Raw genomic sequence first — 17,409 nt, 5'->3', positions numbered from 1 at the left:
GGAGAAAAAAGTGGATAATTTCTTTTTATTAGCGTTAGGAGAAGTATTAACGATTCAAACGATCTTATTAATTATCATTGGAGTCATTTGTGGAATTATTGCAGGGAGTATTCCTGGCTTTACGGTAACGATGGGAATTGTCTTGGCCTTTCCGTTTACATTTGCGATGGAGCCTATTCAAGGACTTGCTTTAATGGTCGCAATTATGGTTGGTGGCTATACCGGAGGATTAATTTCTGGGATTATGCTAGGGATTCCAGGAACACCGTCTTCCATTACTACGGTATATGACGGGTTCCCGTTAGCGCAAAGAGGGGAGCCGGGTCGAGCGCTTGGTGTCGGAATTCTATCCTCTTTCTTTGGAACGATTTTTAGTATTTTAGTATTAACCTCGTTTGGACCGCTAGTGGCAAAATTCAGCCTTAATTTTGGACCATGGGAAATCGCGACACTGATCATCTTTGCATTAACGCTTGTTGGAAGTTTGTCGGACGGTGCGATGCTCAAAGGGTTAATTGCAGCAGGGATAGGGTTGCTGATTGCGACAACAGGATTAAGTGCTGGTGGTCAAATGCGTTTTAATTTTGGCTATGATTTTTTAAGCAACGGACTTCAAATCTTGCCAGTATTAATTGGTAGCTTTGCTTTTTCTCAGTTGATGGAAAACGTAGAAAAGATCAAACAGAATACGGAGCAAGGGAAAAAATTTAAAGATATTAATACGAATGTAAAAATTCCTTATCGCCAAATTTTGAAGGATATATGGAAACAAAAGTTTAATTTGCTTCGTTCCTCCGCATTAGGAAGTACAATTGGTGCGATTCCGGCTGTCGGCGGGTCTGCTGCTAACTTTGTAAGTTATGACCAAGCAAAAAAATTCTCAAAAAATCCTGAAGCGTTTGGGAAAGGGAACCCAGCTGGGATTGTAGCGGCGGAGTCCTCCAACAACTCAGTAATTGGTGGGGCGTTTATCCCGACATTAACATTAGGGATACCAGGTAACATGACAATGGCGATTATGATTGGGGTTCTCATTTTGCACGGAATCACCCCTGGGCCGTTACTATTTAGAGATCAGCCAATATTAGTTGGCAGTATTTATGCTAGTTTGTTTGTGGCTGCCATCGTGTTAGTTGGGGTTATGTTTTTCTTAATTCGTGTGTTTACAAAAATTGCACAAATTCCGCCGGCTATTTTAGTTCCCATTGTATTAATGCTGGCAGGCGTTGGTTCTTATGCATTAAGTAACAGCATGTTCGATGTTTGGACATTATTTTTATTCGGTGTGATTGGGTATTTATTTTCAAAAGCAGGAGTACCGTTAACTCCGATGATTCTTGGTGTTGTACTTGGTGGTCAATTGGAAGTAAATCTATTTCGGGCACTAGAATTAGAGACGACATGGACAACATTTTTCACTCGTCCCATTTCATTAACGATGATTATTTTAACAGTACTATCGATTATTTTCTCGACTTGGCAAAATTATCGCATGGCTAAAAAAAGAAAAGAATTGGAGCAAAGCGAAGCAGATGAAATGAACGACGATGATTTCGCAAAGCGAGCGTAGTTTTGATTAAGAAAGGGAGTTAAAAAAATGGTAGAATTTGATCCACTTTATAATCCGTATCCAGCGCAACAGCTGACAAAGTATGCGAGAAAAGGGATGGTAGCAACATCCCAGCCATTAGCAGCACAGGCTGGGCTTGAAATTTTGAAAAAAGGTGGCAATGCCATTGATGCAGCGATTGCTACTGCGATTAGTTTAACGGTCTTAGAGCCTACTTCGAATGGAATCGGTGGCGATGCATTTGCCCTTGTGTGGGTAAAAGATAAATTGCATGGACTAAATGCAAGTGGTCCTTCCCCTGAAGGTATCTCGATAGAAGCGGTGAAGGATCAAGGTGTTTCTGACATACCGGACTATGGCTGGTTACCTGTCACTGTTCCGGGTGCCCCAAAGGCATGGGTAGCTTTATCCGAGCGTTTTGGTAAGCTGCCATTTGAAGATTTATTTGAATCAGCGATTAAGTATGTTGAAGAGGGATATGCGGTTTCTCCAATTTTGAGTAAATATTGGAAGCGTTCCTTCGATCAATTTTCTGAGAAATTAAAAGGAGAGGAATTTCAACCTTGGTTCGATACGTTTGCAGCTGCTGGTCGTGCTCCGCAACCTGGAGAAGTTTGGCAATCAAGTGATCACGCAAACACATTGCGATTAATTGCTGAATCAAAGGCGGATGCTTTTTATAAAGGTGAGTTAGCAGATAAAATAGAAGGATTTGCGAAGGAGCATGGAGGTTTCTTGCGTAAAAGTGATCTGGAAAAATTCGAAGTCGAATGGGTTGATCCAATCCGTGTCAATTACCGTGGCTACGATGTATGGGAAATTCCGCCAAACGGACAAGGGATCAATACATTGATGGCATTAAATATGTTGAAAGAGTTTTCGTTTGCAGCAAAGGACGATGTCGATACGGTTCATAAGCAAATCGAAGCCATGAAACTAGCTTTCTCAGATGGATTTGCGTTTGTTTCTGATCCGGAAGATATGGATGTCACTGTTGACACGTTGTTGTCTGAAGCGTATGCAGCGCAACGTCGAAGTGAAATTGGAGATGAAGCGAGCACGCCAAAACCAGGGACGCCGCAAAAAGGTGGTACGGTCTATTTATCGACTGCAGACGAAGAAGGTAACATGGTTTCCTTTATCCAGAGCAATTACAAAGGATTTGGCTCAGGGATTGTTGTCCCGGGCACTGGAATTGCACTTCATAACCGAGGAAAAGATTTTAAACTAGATGAAGATCATGTTAATTGTCTTCGCCCAGGTAAGAAAAGCTACCATACGATTATTCCGGGATTTTTAACGAAGAATGGAAAAGCAGTCGGACCATTTGGCGTCATGGGTGGCTTTATGCAGCCTCAAGGTCATTTGCAGGTTATGATGAATACGATTGATTTCCGTTTGAATCCTCAACAAGCGTTAAGTGCACCAAGATGGTTATGGACGGGTGGCAAGACAATCAAAGTCGAGCCGAATTTCCCAGACCACATTACACAAGCGTTATCAAGAAAGGGCCATCACATCGTAAAGTCCATTGATGAGGTAGACTTCGGTCGGGGTCAGATTATTTGGAGAGATGAACAAACAGGTGTCCTATCAGGTGGAACAGAACCACGGACAGATGGCCAGGTCGCAGGCTGGTAGTTTTGAGATGAGCGGGGACTGGGCAGGGAGGTAACAGCAAGCTTCCAAGTGCTTTTACTTACTCATTGCTCAGTGAGAACGAGGAGATTTTTTTCTACTATCGGCGGATTAGAGGTAGAGTCTCTGAAATAGGTTACAGGCTTCGCTTAATAGGTTAGGGGTGTTTTATTATTTCGGTACAAAAAAATATATTTATCGGTTTTTTTCGATCAGGGATGCTTGGCTATGGAGGAGGACCGTCTTCCATTCCGCTTGTCCATAAAGAAGTTGTCGATAGATTTAAGTGGTTATCGGATGAAGAATTCAGTGATATTCTAGCGATTGGAAATACATTACCTGGACCGATTGCAACAAAAATGGCTGGGTATATTGGCTACCGTGTTGGAGGCGTTACTGGTGCAATCAACGCTGTGTTGGCTACCATTTTACCCACTGTTATCTTAATGATTTTGTTTATTGGTTTTTTGATTAAATACAGGGAATCAGCAATCGTGCAAGGCATTACCCATTCGATTATTCCGGTGGTCACCGTTATGCTCGGATCCCTTGCTTATAAATTTTTCAAACAATCGCACGACAAGCTCGGCAAAAAAGGATTGCTCCTTCTTGGTGGAATTAGCTTTATATGCTTTGTACTATTAAACATTCACCCAGCCATACTAATTGCTGTATTACTAATTTACAGTTTAGTTAAAAAGACAAAAAGAGAACAAAAACCAGAAAAACAAACCGGAGTTAGCTAGGGGTCGGCTAAAGGGGTCTGACCCCCTCTGTGGACATTTGTCCTCCACACGTGGACAGTGCGGGAAAATTAAATTAGTGCTGGGATTCATGGTTATAATTGGTCACGATGTGAAAAATGAACAGAGAAGGAGAAGTCCAATGCTTTATCTTGATTTATTTTTAGCATTTTTAATTCCTGGAATCGTTGGATATGGTGGAGGACCTGCTACGATTCCTTTAATCGAACACGAGGTAGTGGAGCGATATGGGTGGATTACAGTCGATCGATTTGCGGAAATACTAGCCCTTGCGAATACCCTACCAGGACCAATCGCAACAAAAATGGCCGGCTATATTGGATATGAGGTTGGAGGCATGCTAGGAGCTGTGTTAGGAATTGTAGCTACCGTTGTTCCTTCCTTGCTGGCAATGATTTTGTTAATGGGACTATTAATGAAATTCAAGGAATCACCAAAAATTAAGAAAATGACCAGCCTTATTCGCCCGGCCATCGGGATGCTGCTAGCTATCTTGGCGTTTAGCTTTTTTACGAGATCATGGGAAACTGCTGGTATTATTCAAACGGTTGTTTTAATTGCTATCAGTGTATTTTTCTTAGAATATAAAAAGGTTAGTCCTGTCCTTGTGATTATTTGTGTGTTATCATACGGAGCAATGAGTGGTTATGTCGGTGGTTATTTGATGCAATGAGAAGGTGACTCACATTGGTAGCTTCAACCTATTTTAAAAAATATGCGATGTTAATTATTACACTAATCTATTTCACCGGGGTAATGGGAACACGTCCATTGATTCCGCTCCTGTCTAGTGAGCTTGAGGCGAGTACCGTTGAAATAGGTTTGATTGTCGCACTATTTCCGTTGCTGCCATTTTTCTTTGCGATAAAAATTGGGCAGGTGGTCGATCGAATTGGCCATAAGAAACCAATCATTGGCAGTACGATTATCGGTTCGCTGGCGCTGGGCATTCCTCTATTTATACCAACATTAACAGGTATATACATATCCCAAATTGTTGCTGGTATTTGTCAAACGGTTTACGCGGTATCAGCTCAAACATTTGTAAGTAATAGGACGGTAGATTCAAAAAAAGATGATAGTATTATGATATTTAGCATCGGTGTTGCATTGGGAACCTTTGTTGGCCCAATGCTCGGTGGACTTTTTTCTGAGATGTGGCAGTATCCGGTAGCATTTGGACTGTTAGGTGGTATCGCGGTATTATCATCGATTCTCGCGCTGTTTATTGACTCAACACACCATCGATTGAATGAGGATGAAAAGCAAAATAATATATTTAAATCCTTTCATTTATTAAAATTTCGCAATATCCGAATCGCTTTTTTGGTTAGCATTCTCATATTACTCGGAAAAGATATCTACACGGCCTATTTTCCATTATTGGCGTTAGAATTCGGTCTATCCAATTCAATGATAGGGTTGATTGTTTCTATTAATGCGGCTGGTGGAATATTGATTCGTTGGCTGATTCCATATTTGCTAAATAAATTTACGCGAAGCAGTGTCGTAATCGGCTCAATTATCGGATCAGGATTCTTTTTCTTCCTTATCCCGTTCTTCGAGAGTGGTGTGATGCTAGGGATTGTGTCGTTCCTATTAGGGCTTGGTCTAGGTCTCGGGCAACCATTATCGATATCAACCACAGCCTACTCACTACCGAAGGACCGCGTCGGAGAAGGCCTCGGCTTACGACTCACTGCCAACAGGCTCACCCAAATGTCAGCTCCAGTCCTATTTGGTGGCATCGCACAACTCATCAGCCTACCAGGAATCTTCTGGATCGTCGGAATCATCATCCTCATAGGCGGCACCAAAGCCAAAATCCCAAATTTCTAGAAAGGGGTCTTAGAAAGGGGTCTGACCCCCTTCGTGGACAGTTGTCCGCAGTGGGAGGACAGTTATCGGTGGGGGTCAGACCCCTATCGGTGAGTGGATGATAGGAAAGCAAAGAAAGGCTGTCCCAATTACGTAGCTTTTGGGACAGCCCTTTATGGTTGGTGATTTAATTTTTTAAATCATTATATATTTTTGTTAGCAGTACTTGATTTGGGTCTTGGCTAAGCTCCCACATCATAGCGCCACCTAATCCCATCGACTGAATGTAAGAAGTTTTATGTCCAATCGATTCTTTGTCATCATAGCTTATAAAAGTGGAACCATTAAACAAGTAAGGAACTTTTGAATCAGCTATCCAATAACGAACGTACCCATTTTTGTTAAGGTAGTCGGATTCAATCCTACTGTAACTCACCGCCCCACCATTATCAAAAGGTTGGTACATGCCATTATTAGTACTGTTTACTTGATTAAAAACTCTGCCGTAAAATGGAAGTCCCATCACCAATTTTTTAGCTGGAACCCCGCCACTGATATAAGTCTTAACAGCGTCTTGAACGCTCCAGTCCCGATAATATTTACTGTCAAGATCCCGGTATAATGGTGCATTCAATCCAGAGATCTCATCCCATTCGCCGTGAATATCATAGGTCATCAGTTGAATGTAATCAACATAATGATGAAGTAAGTCCAATTCCATATTATTCGCATGGGAATCATTAGCTCCTACTGCGATTGTTAATAGATACTCTTTTCCATCGTTATCACTTTGTTCATCGAGTAATTCCCGTATCTTTTTCAACAATAACGTAAAGTTTTGTTTATCTTCAGGGCGATTAACGTTGTCTGCTTTTCCGCCTCCTACTGGATATTCCCAATCGAGATCAACGCCGTCGAAGCCATACGTAACCAAGAAATCTACGACACTCTCAGCGAAAATTGTTCTAGATTCTTCGGTGAGAGCCACATCCGAGAAATTTTCTGACCATGTCCAACCACCGACAGAAATCAATGTTTTCAAGTGAGGATGTTGTTCTTTTAATTTATTTAATTGATGAAAATTCCCTTTAAAAGCTTGTCTGTCAGAATCACCAGGGAACTCTTTTTCTGTATCGGCCCAAGTATCTCCAACAATTATTTTTCCATCTTCAGAGATATTTGCAAAGGCATAATTAATGTGTGTTAGTTTACTAGCGTCAATATCTTCGACCTGATAGCCGGAATACGTTGACCAGCCGGCATAGTAGCCGATTCGCTTATACTGGTTTTGTACACTGCTAGAAGTCCTTCCGGTAAACTTGTTATAAACCAAATACTCAGAAATATCTTCTTTATATGTCAAAGCCTTCGATGGTAATGTAGAAGCTTTCATGAATGACTTCGCTTCTCCCACTGAGCTAAAACTAGAAACATAAATTAATAAAAAAAGAGTTAGAACTGATAAGCTAACCAACTTTATGATGTAGTGTCTCCCTCTTAGTTGCCGCATCGCACAAAATCCCCCTATTATTCTAGCTACCTACTCTATTGTAATATGAGAACAAACCAACAAACAGTGGTAAATCGTGGGAGGGGTCTGACCCCGCCTGTGGACAAATCGGTCATTTTGTCTTTGGTGGGAGGACAGTTGGGTTGGGAGACTTGGTGTTATGAATCAAGTTTTTTGGTTTGAAAAGAAAATTATGTAAATTTATACGAAGGTTTTTATTACTGAAGGGGTCTGGCTCATACCTGCTAGGGTAAGGGTCAGACCCCTTTTACAGTTACCTTTATGTTATGATTACATGAGGGGGGATAATAGAATGGATACGATTATTTTTGATGTGGATGATACGTTATATGATCAAGCGTTATCTTTTAAAAATACTTTCAAGAAAATGTTTCAGGAATCGTTCTCAGATGAGGAATTGGATCAATTATACTTAGCTAGTCGAAAGCATAGTGATGCGTTGTTCGATAAAAGTGAAGCCGGTGAAATTTCCATTTTGGACATGCAGGTACATCGGATCACCGCTGCATGTGAAGAATTTGGGATACCGATTAATTACCAAAAAGCAGTGGATTTCCAAGAAGCTTATGTAGCTGAACAAAAGAAAATTACTTTATTTGATGAAGTAGAGGAGTTATTAGAAGCACTGTATCAAGAAAACAAGCAGCTCGCTGTCTTGACAAACGGTGAGGAAAAGCACCAATCGATGAAAATACAGCAATTAGGATTAGCAAGATGGATTCCTGAGGAACATATGTTTATTTCGGGTGCCATTGGACATGCGAAACCAAAACAAGAAGCGTTTCACATCATTGAAGAAAAGCTCCAACTAAATAAGAAAAAAACAGTCTATATCGGAGATTCATTCGACAATGATATCGTTGGTGCCAAACAAGTAGGCTGGCATGCAATATGGATGAACCACCGCAACAGAAACATGCCTGAAAGTCCTTTCAAACCAGACAAAATAGTATATAACGCCAAAGAGCTCCTAGATGAATTTCGTGCCATAGGGGTCTGACCCCGCCTGTGGACATTTGTCCGCGTATTGAGGACACTGGGTTACTGGGTTAACAAAAAAAGGGAGATTGGCACAGCCAATCTCCTAATCTATTTTCTATATAATCTGTTATTTTCCAATAAACATTTGTGTCCAATAATTTCCGTCTTCTACATAACCTACGCCAATATGGGTAAAGTTAGCATTTAGGATATTAGCACGGTGACCAGGACTGTTCATCCATGCATTTACAACTTCCTCTGGTGTACGCTGACCTCTCGCAATATTTTCACCTGCTGTACGATAGTCGACACCAAATTGACTTAACATGTCAAATGGAGATCCATATGTCGGGCTGTTATGACTAAAATAACGATTAACTGCCATATCTTTAGATTTTTCACGAGCGACCTTGCTTAATTCAGTATCTACCTTTAATGTTGGTAGTCCCTGTTCAGCTCTTTCTTCATTTGTTAAATCAACTACTTGTTGCTCAAATTGGTTTAGTTCTGTTTGTGCTTGGTCCTTCTTTTGTTCTTGCTCTTCTACTACTTCCTCGTTCGTTGGGTCCTCAATTACTGGTGTTTCTGCTGGTTGTTCAGCATCATTAGTTGGTTCCTGATTGTCATCGGGAATTTCTACCTCAACAGGTTCATTTTTGACAGGATCGTCTTCTTCAATCGGTGCTTCATTTTCAGCAGGATTATCTTTTTGCTTTAATTGTTGAAATCTTTCAATCACGTCATCCCAGCTCAATTGTACCTTATTAACAGAATTGCTTTGATGATCATTTACCTTATCTTCAGATATAAATTGTGATTTCCAATTAATAGAATAATAGACTTTATACACTTTTCCCTGAGATTGAACTTGTTGAAATGAATCACTAGCTGATGAAAAACCGGATCCAAATAACAAGGCTGTTGATAATGCTGTAACGATTCCTAGTTTCTTAAACATAAATTGGTCCACTCCTTTAAGTATGATCGAATTTTAATTAAAAAAAAACGATGAGAGAGGTTGTCTCGTTTTTCTACAAGTGAATTGTAGCATGGGTTTTTTGTAATATTTATGGGAGTAATTACCAATCGATGTTCGATATAAAAAGCAATTCAATGAAATCTTGAAAAATATAGGATAAGAAAAATTCCAAAAAAATATTTTGTGGGAATAAATGGATATGGAGGAATTTATTACGTTAAAATCCCTATTGACACCCTATTAAACTAACAAGTTATATTACATTTTCAAACTAGTCGTAAACAAATTGTTAAATATCTTAAAGGGGTCTGACCCCCAAAAAAGACATTTGTCCTCGTACGGTGGACACTTAAAGTAATAAGATGAGTTGTATTGAAATATAATAAATCTGTAAGTGGTGTTTCATTTTTTAAAAAATTAGACATCGATTATGTGAAAACATTGACTATCAGAAAACATGATCAAAATATGAATGAAAATGAAGATCACCGCTTTTTGTGTTAGTGGTGATAATTTGTCGTACTCCAGTATGAAAAAGTAACGCAAATCAGTATGATAACTACATCGATTAAAAGCTGAAAAATTAATCAAAGTTAAAACGTGGATGGATACTTAGAACTTTGGTTACACTATTTTTTAAAAGAGTAAAAGGGAGGAATGTTTATGAGTAGTACTACAGGAACTATTGTCCAACAATCCCTGGACGCTTTATTGGAAGATGAGGCATTTTTACCAGACTTGCAAGGCCAAACAAGAAAGCAGGCGTTTACGTCGCTAGTTTCTATCCTATCAACTCCAAATCACGTACATAAAGCATTTTTGCGCATTGCTTTAGAAAACGGAAAAGTCGTTCGCATCCCTGCTTTTCGGGTCCAACACAATAACACACTAGGTCCCTATAAAGGTGGGATCCGTTTTCACGAATCAGTAAATGAGGATGAGGTCACTAATCTTGCTTCGCTAATGACGTTGAAGAACGCCTTGCATGAAGTTCCATTTGGTGGTGGTAAAGGTGGCGTTGTCATTAATCCAAGGGAATTTAAAATAAAGGAATTACACTCTATATGTAAAAGGTATGTACGATATTTTAGTGATGTGTTAGGAACGGACAAAGATATTCCGGCACCTGACGTAGGTACGGGCGATCGAGAAATGGACTGGATGATGGCAGAATATAAAAGTATTCATCCCGGTATGCCGTATAGAGGAAGTTTTACAGGAAAAAGTGTAGTAAACGGCGGATCATTAGGACGCAGAGAAGCTACTGGTAAAGGTGTTTATTTTACATTCCGCTATATGTTCCATGATTTTATAAAAGAACAAAAAAAGTGGTTTTCTAATAATGAAAATGTTTTCTCAAAGACAGCGTTAGACCATGCTGAACGGCCACTGACTATTGCTGTACAAGGGTTTGGAAATGTAGGATCAGTTGCTGCGCTCGAAGCCTATAACTGTGACCACCTGCAAAATAAAGTCGTTGCTGTCAGCGACCGAAACGTTACGTTATACAATTCGGACGGATTAGATATACCGGCTCTCGTGAAATACGTTACAGAAAAAAATGGTGATTTACCTACTACAGAAAAGGACCTAGAACAAAATGGGATTAAGGCTGTTATCCATGACCGGGATGATCTTCTAACCCTTGACGTGGATGTATTGTTTTTAGCAGCTTTAGAAGACCAAATTCATAAGGATAATGTTGATGATATAAAGGCTCGGATTCTAGTAGAGGGTGCAAACTCACCTGTAACAAGAGAAGCGGATACCACTTTAAGTGAGAAGGGCGTCATTATTGTTCCAGATATACTTGCCAACGCTGGTGGGGTTATTGTGTCCTATCTTGAATGGCTACAAGGCCGAGAAACACAGTTTTATGACGAAGAACAAGTGTTTAACCTGCTATTTGATAAAATGAAACACACACTCGATACAGTCCTACCACAGTTTTTCGGCGACCCATTCCCATTACGCCAAAACTGCTATATCCACGCCGTCATGAAACTATCCACCATCCTCTACCGCCAAGGGAAACTATATTAGTGGCGGAAGAGTCTACCTCTCTTTTCATAGAGGGGTCTGACCCCGCTTGTGGACATTTTATAGGATTTGTCCGCGGTGGGAGGACATTTTGGTTTGTTTCTGTGACTTCCGTAATCGATAGAACGTTATTACATCCTTGCATCCTGAAACAAAACAGGAAGTGAGGATGTTTTTTATTGCACGTGAAGGAAGTATAAATTTGTGCGCTTCGATGTCTAGCTCCGAGCGCTCGGCGACTAGTGAGACTTCCTTCACCTCCCGTACGATAACAATTCGACATAGCCGAATTTCCTAACTCACTTCGTTCACCGTTTTCCTTTATCTCCTGCGCTTCAGTCCGTTGCTAGACGGGCGCTTTTCGCTTTTCTAATCAGCAGTATTCTTCCCGCAGTCAAGTAATTGCACTGACGCACGGAGCACTGTTTTTCGCTTAGCTCCAAACCACATTGTATTCTTCTCCATGATTTTGATGCCCCCAATTCCTCCGGCTAAACTTTTTACTCCATTTAGTAAGGAAATAGGTATATGTAAAGATTCTCGGCAGAAACTATAATAAAATTTTTACTAAAATTGGAGGGAGATCATGAAACTTTTAGCGATAACTTCATGCCCTAATGGTATAGCACATACATATATGGCAGCAGAAAATCTACAAAAAGCTGCTGACGAATTAGGGATTGAGATGAAGGTAGAGACACAAGGTTCTATTGGAGTTGAAAACGAGTTTACCGATGTTGATATTCAGGAAGCTGATGGCGTGATCATTGCTGCCGATCGAACCGTTGACAAATCCCGCTTTGTTGGAAAGAAATTAATAGCTGTCGGAGTTCAAGAGGGTATCCGTAACCCAAAGGAGCTAATTCAAAAAGTACAAACGGACCAAGTTCCCGTTTATAAAGCTGACACGCAAACGGGCGACACAAATAAACCGCAAAAAGATAACCAAAATCCTGTTTACCGCCATCTGATGAATGGTGTTTCCTATATGATTCCATTTATTGTTGTTGGTGGTTTATTAATTGCTATCGCGTTAACGATTGGTGGCGAACCTGGTCCAGGTGGAATTGCCATCCCTGAAGGTTCTTTTTGGAAAACGATAGAGAGCATTGGGGCGGCATCATTTTCTTTCATGGTTCCAATACTAGCGGGTTTTATTGCCTATAGTATCGCTGATAGACCTGGACTTGCTCCTGGTATGATTGGTGGCTTTATTGCTGTAAATGGTAGCTTTTATAATAGTGAAGCTGGTGCCGGATTTTTAGGTGGAATAATTGCAGGGTTCTTAGCTGGTTATGCAGCCTTATGGATTAAAAAAATAAAGGTGCCAAAAATGGTACAACCAATCATGCCTATTATTATTATCCCGGTTTTTGCTTCATTATTTGTAGGTTTTGTATTTGTACTTCTGATTGGTGCTCCTGTAGCAGGTGTGTTTGAAGGATTAACGAATTGGCTTGCTGGTATGCAGGGAACTAGTTCGATATTATTAGCATTAATATTAGGAGCAATGATTGCCTTTGACATGGGAGGACCCGTCAACAAAGTGGCATTTTTATTTGGTGCAGCGATGATTGGCGAAGGTAACTATGAAATTATGGGACCAGTTGCAGTTGCGATCGGGGTTCCTCCAATTGGTCTAGGATTAGCTACATTTATGTTTAAGAAAAAATTTGAAGGTGCACAGCGAGAGGCTGGTAAAGCATCAATCACAATGGGGTTTTTCGGGATTACGGAAGGTGCCATTCCGTTTGCTGCTCAGGATCCATTGCGCGTGATTCCAAGTATTATGGTTGGGTCGATGGCAGGATCCGTTGTCGCCATGTTGAGCGGTGTTGGTGACAGAGTCGCACATGGAGGTCCGATTGTTGGTCTTTTAGGAGCCGTAGATAATGTTATCATGTTTTTTATCTCGATCATCATCGGTGCAATTGTAACAGCACTTATGATTAGATTATTGAAAAAAGATGTCGAGCCAACTACGGAATCGGTAGATATGGATGGTGATCCATCTGTCGCGAGAGAAAATAATGTATTAGAGGAAGAAACTAACCCATCAACGGAAGAAAAAAGTGACATAAATAATATTACCGACATCACAAGTTTAGACCTGATTGATACTGATTTAACAGGCTCTACACGTGATGATGTGATTGATGAGCTGATTGAAAAGTTAGATAAGGCTGGCGTATTGAATTCCGCAGCTGATTTTAAAGGGGCAATTCTTGAGCGTGAACAAGAGAGTACTACAGGCATTGGCATGAATATTGCAATTCCACATGGCAAATCTGATGCTGTTAAAAAACCAACTGTTGCCTTTGGTATTAAAAAAGAGGGCGTAGACTGGAAAAGTTTAGATGGGACAGATGCTAAATTAATCTTTATGCTAGCTGTACCGAAAAAAAGCGAAGGAGACGCACACCTAAAAATCCTACAAATGCTATCCAGAAAACTAATGGACGACGAATTCAGAGAAAAACTAATCACCGCAAACACAAAAGAAGAAGCCTACCAATTGCTAGAACAGATATAAAAAAGGGGTCTGACCCCCTTTGTGGACATTTTATAGGATTTGTCCGCGATGGGAGGACAATGAACGAGTTACTTGTACCGAGTGGTTGTTGCACTCGGTATTTTATTTTACCAATTGGCTCCCTAGCTCGAATTTTGTCGAAAGGGGTCTGACCCCCTCTACATATGAAAGCGCAATCAAATTAATTGTTTGGATTAATTACTAGTATTAAAATATAGTTGTATTCATTGCTTTATATGGAAACTTAAGGTAATCCTTATCGCTTATTGGGGAATGGTTTTTTAAGTGTTTTCAAACACAAAAAGGGAGGCATATTTAATGAAAGATAAACGTCGGGAAGAGCTGTATCAATTACTTGGTGATTTGCCACCGAAATCACAGTCCATTTCGTCAAAATGTATAGGAGAAGAAGAACATCACAACTATATACTGGAGAAGTGGGTGCTTGATTTAAATGGTGTGGATCCGGTACCTGCTTACTTCGTTCGTCCGTTAAAGGGGCAAGAATCTTTTCCAACTATCTTATTTAATCACTCCCACGGTGGGAAGTATGAACTTGGGAAAGATGAGTTGATTAAAGGAAATACTTACATGCAAAACCCTCCGTATGCAGAGGAACTGACAAATATGGGTTATGCAGTCCTGGCCATTGAGGCATGGGGATTTGGTAGTAGAAGGGGAAAAACGGAGAGTGAACTTTTCAAAGAGATGCTGTGGAATGGGGAAGTATTATGGGGAAAGATGGTCTATGATAGTTTACGAGCCGTTGATTATTTAGTTAGCCGCCCCGACGTTGATGCAAATCGCATTGGTACGATCGGAATGTCGATGGGAAGCACGATGTCTTGGTGGGTAAGCGCATTAGAACCTCGTATAAAAGTGTGTGTAGATATCTGTGGGTTATGTGATTATCATAGTTTAATTGAGCAAAGAGGATTGGATCATCATGGTATTTATTATTATGTCCCAAGCTTACTAAAGCACTTTACTACTTCGGAAATAAATGCACTAATCACACCTCGCGCCCATTTAAGTCTTGCTGGAAATCATGACCTGCTGACTCCAACGAAAGGACTTGATATCATCGATCAATCATTAAAAACACAATATGAAAAAGAAGGCATACCAGAAGCATGGGAGCTAAAAAGGTATAATACCGGGCACTTGGAAACCGAAGAAATGAGATACGAAGCGAAAAAGTTTTTGAGGAAGTGGCTGTGAGAAAGGGACTGCCCTTTTGTGAGGGGTCTGACCCCCTTTATGGACATTTGTCCGTGGTGTGTGGACAAACTGGTTAAATTTAACAAATTATTTCAACAACTATGCGTGATTACCAAAAATTCAAATGTACACTGTGTAGAAAAATGTAAAATTATGTTGTATGATGATTGAGGCAATTCATTTTCTACATGTACTAGGGGAACTAATGTGAATTGCGAAAAATCAACTTAAAGAGTGATCTTTTTTGAAAAAAATTCCATTTTTAAAAGGTACCAAGGTATATTTTATAGCTACATCTGTGACAGGGATAAGTTTGTTTTTTTGGCATGATGTTTTTTCGGCAACGTTTCAACGAATATCAAGTGTTTTCGGTTGGATACTTGTTATTTTATTAATAGTTGCTTGTATACTTTCCAACCGCTTTAGGATTATCCTTCCTCCAGATGGAAAAAACTCTCTCTCTATGGATTCATCCATTTATATAGCTTCTACTTTTATTGTTGGATTAGAAATCACACTATTTCTATTATTTTTTAGTAGTCTCTTTGATGATTGGAAGCAGCGAAGAGCTAATTGGTGGAACCAAAGTTTTAATTTTGCTGCTTTCGTTTTAATGATAAGTGGCGCCTATTATCTGTTTACTTTTACAGGTGGGGAAATCGGCTATATTCACTTGGGTAGTACAGTTTATTACATCATATCTTTAGTCGGTTATTTCTTCATTAATATTTTTTTAATTGGTTTATACCTTTGGATATCTTTGTCCATTAACGTCCGCCCCTTGATAAAAGACGCCTTTATCGAAGCACTTCCTAATTACGTGATCACATTCGGTATAGCATTTATTTTAGCTTTATTGTTAGAGTCAAATCCATTCTTCGGTGTCACCTTATTTACTGTTATGATTATTATGTTTTCTTTAATTTTCAAGAAGTACTTTCGTTTATATGAAAAGGTATCCAGTGATCAGAAATATAGAGAACAAATCCTGAATTCCTTACCCGTTGGAATAATTACTTTAGATGAAAAAACGAACGATATTACACTGAATTCCTCTGCAGTAACCCTATTGAACGTAAGTAAAGAGGAAGTAAAAGAAAACATGACTAATCCTAGTAACCATACAATGGATAATAGGGACTTTTGGAATCTTTTGCAAACAAAAAAGGTATTTCAAAATGTTAAAACTTCTTACAGAACGAAGACAAAAGAAGAGGTTTTATTGGCTTCGCAATCGGAATTGAAAAATCAAATGGACAACATAATAGGTAGAATTTATTTTTTTATTGCCGTTACAGAAAGAGAAGAACTCGAAAAGCGGATGCACCAATCAGAAAAGTTAGCATTACTTGGCGAGTTATCGGCTGGGGCTGCACATGAAATTCGTAATCCACTGACTGTGCTCCAAGGCTTCTTAATGCTTATAAAAGAATCATTTCCCGAATCTGAACAAAATAAATTTCATCTACCATTTATGTTGAAAGAGGTTGACCGCATTAACATGATTGTTGAAGACATGCTTTTACTTTCAAAACCGGGTGAGCTTAAATTAGAAGAGGCTTCTATAAAGGGTGTAATTGAAGAAATGGTTTCTTATTATAAAAAGTCTTCTGATGCAGATAAGATTCAATTTCATTTGGATTTAGATAATACTGCGGTCATGCTAGATACAAAGCAAATAACACAAGTGATGTACAATTTAATTCGAAATAGTAGCGATGCGATGGAAGGGAAAGGTACGATTAGCATTTATTCCAGGGTAAAACACGATACTTATCAATTGTTTATTCAAGATACTGGTTCAGGTATTCCAGAAGATCTGCAGCAAACAATCTTTGATCCATTTCTAACGAATAAAGAGGCAGGCACCGGCTTGGGATTATCAATTGTTCAAAAAATTATAGAAAATCACCAAGGAAAAATCGAATTATTCTCAAGCTCACCCAAAGGAACAACATTTAAAATCACCCTTCCACTAACGAAAGGGGTCTGACCCCTCTTGTGGACATTTGTCCGCGACAGGCGTACACAGGTGGGGAAAGTTGGATTTTATTGAATAAAATGGCTTAATTTTTGTAATGTGTAAGTGTGGTTTTTTATACTTCGGGGTATATGAGTTGGAGCCTCCAAATGTACCCTTATTTCTAATGAGAAAAAGTAACCGCTGAACCAACAACCATGGTTAACGGTTACTCATTTTGAATGTAGTTATCATCCTTTAGTCGCTTACTCATGTGGCAAGTTCATTATTTCCACAGCTTGGAGCACGTTATGAAGTTAGGCTGTTGTTATAACTGCATACATAAACCGTTTCCAACCGCCTCACACATGCTA

Annotated in this window: 12 protein-coding genes; 10 read left to right on the top strand and 2 right to left on the bottom strand. The window is 39.6% G+C overall.

The genetic code is table 11. The annotated features are described in order from the left end of the window. Nucleotides 1-10: 10 nt before the first annotated feature. From JOC48_RS02515 to JOC48_RS02495, 5 genes are all read left to right on the top strand, one after another. Nucleotides 11-1,570, top strand: coding sequence for a tripartite tricarboxylate transporter permease (locus tag JOC48_RS02515; RefSeq protein ID WP_204497474.1), 1,560 nt, complete (start codon nucleotides 11-13; stop codon nucleotides 1,568-1,570). A 27-nt stretch (nucleotides 1,571-1,597) separates the two neighbouring features. Then, nucleotides 1,598-3,211: a gamma-glutamyltransferase family protein gene (locus tag JOC48_RS02510; RefSeq protein ID WP_204497473.1), complete on the top strand. Its 1,614-nt coding sequence runs from the start codon at nucleotides 1,598-1,600 to the stop codon at nucleotides 3,209-3,211. 167 nt (nucleotides 3,212-3,378) lie between these two features. Beyond that, the gene (locus JOC48_RS02505) at nucleotides 3,379-3,954 is read left to right on the top strand and encodes a chromate transporter (protein ID WP_338024223.1); all 576 of its coding nucleotides are present in this window, start codon (nucleotides 3,379-3,381) and stop codon (nucleotides 3,952-3,954) included. A 139-nt stretch (nucleotides 3,955-4,093) separates the two neighbouring features. Beyond that, nucleotides 4,094-4,645 (top strand): chromate transporter, encoded by a 552-nt coding sequence (locus tag JOC48_RS02500; RefSeq protein ID WP_204497471.1) that lies wholly within the window; start codon nucleotides 4,094-4,096, stop codon nucleotides 4,643-4,645. Between the two features lie 14 nt (nucleotides 4,646-4,659). Further along, nucleotides 4,660-5,811: an MFS transporter gene (locus JOC48_RS02495; RefSeq protein ID WP_204497470.1), complete on the top strand. Its 1,152-nt coding sequence runs from the start codon at nucleotides 4,660-4,662 to the stop codon at nucleotides 5,809-5,811. Between the two features lie 166 nt (nucleotides 5,812-5,977). On the opposite strand, the gene JOC48_RS02490 is transcribed toward JOC48_RS02495, so the two are convergent. Beyond that, the gene (locus JOC48_RS02490; RefSeq protein WP_239584141.1) at nucleotides 5,978-7,183 is read right to left on the bottom strand and encodes a glycoside hydrolase family 18 protein; all 1,206 of its coding nucleotides are present in this window, start codon (nucleotides 7,181-7,183) and stop codon (nucleotides 5,978-5,980) included. Nucleotides 7,184-7,613: 430 nt separating this feature from the next. On the opposite strand from JOC48_RS02490, the gene JOC48_RS02485 reads away from it, so the two are divergent. Beyond that, nucleotides 7,614-8,321, top strand: coding sequence for an HAD family hydrolase (locus tag JOC48_RS02485; protein WP_204497468.1), 708 nt, complete (start codon nucleotides 7,614-7,616; stop codon nucleotides 8,319-8,321). 108 nt (nucleotides 8,322-8,429) lie between these two features. On the opposite strand, the gene JOC48_RS02480 is transcribed toward JOC48_RS02485, so the two are convergent. After that, nucleotides 8,430-9,260, bottom strand: coding sequence for a CAP domain-containing protein (locus tag JOC48_RS02480; protein WP_204497467.1), 831 nt, complete (start codon nucleotides 9,258-9,260; stop codon nucleotides 8,430-8,432). Between the two features lie 684 nt (nucleotides 9,261-9,944). On the opposite strand from JOC48_RS02480, the gene JOC48_RS02475 reads away from it, so the two are divergent. From JOC48_RS02475 to JOC48_RS02460, 4 genes are all read left to right on the top strand, one after another. After that, nucleotides 9,945-11,324: a Glu/Leu/Phe/Val family dehydrogenase gene (locus JOC48_RS02475; protein WP_204497466.1), complete on the top strand. Its 1,380-nt coding sequence runs from the start codon at nucleotides 9,945-9,947 to the stop codon at nucleotides 11,322-11,324. Between the two features lie 583 nt (nucleotides 11,325-11,907). Further along, complete coding sequence (locus JOC48_RS02470; RefSeq protein WP_204497465.1) at nucleotides 11,908-13,854, top strand: PTS fructose transporter subunit IIABC; 1,947 nt, start codon at nucleotides 11,908-11,910, stop codon at nucleotides 13,852-13,854. Between the two features lie 318 nt (nucleotides 13,855-14,172). Then, on the top strand, nucleotides 14,173-15,075 hold the full coding sequence (locus JOC48_RS02465; protein WP_204497464.1) for a dienelactone hydrolase family protein: 903 nt from the start codon (nucleotides 14,173-14,175) through the stop codon (nucleotides 15,073-15,075). 244 nt (nucleotides 15,076-15,319) lie between these two features. Then, nucleotides 15,320-17,068: a two-component system sensor histidine kinase NtrB gene (locus JOC48_RS02460; protein ID WP_204497463.1), complete on the top strand. Its 1,749-nt coding sequence runs from the start codon at nucleotides 15,320-15,322 to the stop codon at nucleotides 17,066-17,068. The last annotated feature ends 341 nt before the right edge of the window (nucleotides 17,069-17,409 follow it).

This window comes from Aquibacillus albus (assembly GCF_016908325.1).
Taxonomy (GTDB): Bacteria; Bacillota; Bacilli; order Bacillales; family Amphibacillaceae; genus Aquibacillus_A; species Aquibacillus_A albus.
This window is presented reverse-complemented; position numbering and strand designations above follow the sequence as displayed.

Bases quoted from the DNA above. Each gene is read 5' to 3' on its own strand.
- JOC48_RS02470 (WP_204497465.1), top strand. From the start codon at position 11,908: ATGAAACTTTTAGCGATAACTTCATGCCCTAATGGTATAGCACATACA.
- JOC48_RS02490 (WP_239584141.1), bottom strand. From the start codon at position 7,183: ATGAAAGCTTCTACATTACCATCGAAGGCTTTGACATATAAAGAAGAT.
- JOC48_RS02480 (WP_204497467.1), bottom strand. From the start codon at position 9,260: ATGTTTAAGAAACTAGGAATCGTTACAGCATTATCAACAGCCTTGTTA.
- JOC48_RS02475 (WP_204497466.1), top strand. From the start codon at position 9,945: ATGAGTAGTACTACAGGAACTATTGTCCAACAATCCCTGGACGCTTTA.
- JOC48_RS02510 (WP_204497473.1), top strand. From the start codon at position 1,598: ATGGTAGAATTTGATCCACTTTATAATCCGTATCCAGCGCAACAGCTG.
- JOC48_RS02485 (WP_204497468.1), top strand. From the start codon at position 7,614: ATGGATACGATTATTTTTGATGTGGATGATACGTTATATGATCAAGCG.
- JOC48_RS02465 (WP_204497464.1), top strand. From the start codon at position 14,173: ATGAAAGATAAACGTCGGGAAGAGCTGTATCAATTACTTGGTGATTTG.
- JOC48_RS02500 (WP_204497471.1), top strand. From the start codon at position 4,094: ATGCTTTATCTTGATTTATTTTTAGCATTTTTAATTCCTGGAATCGTT.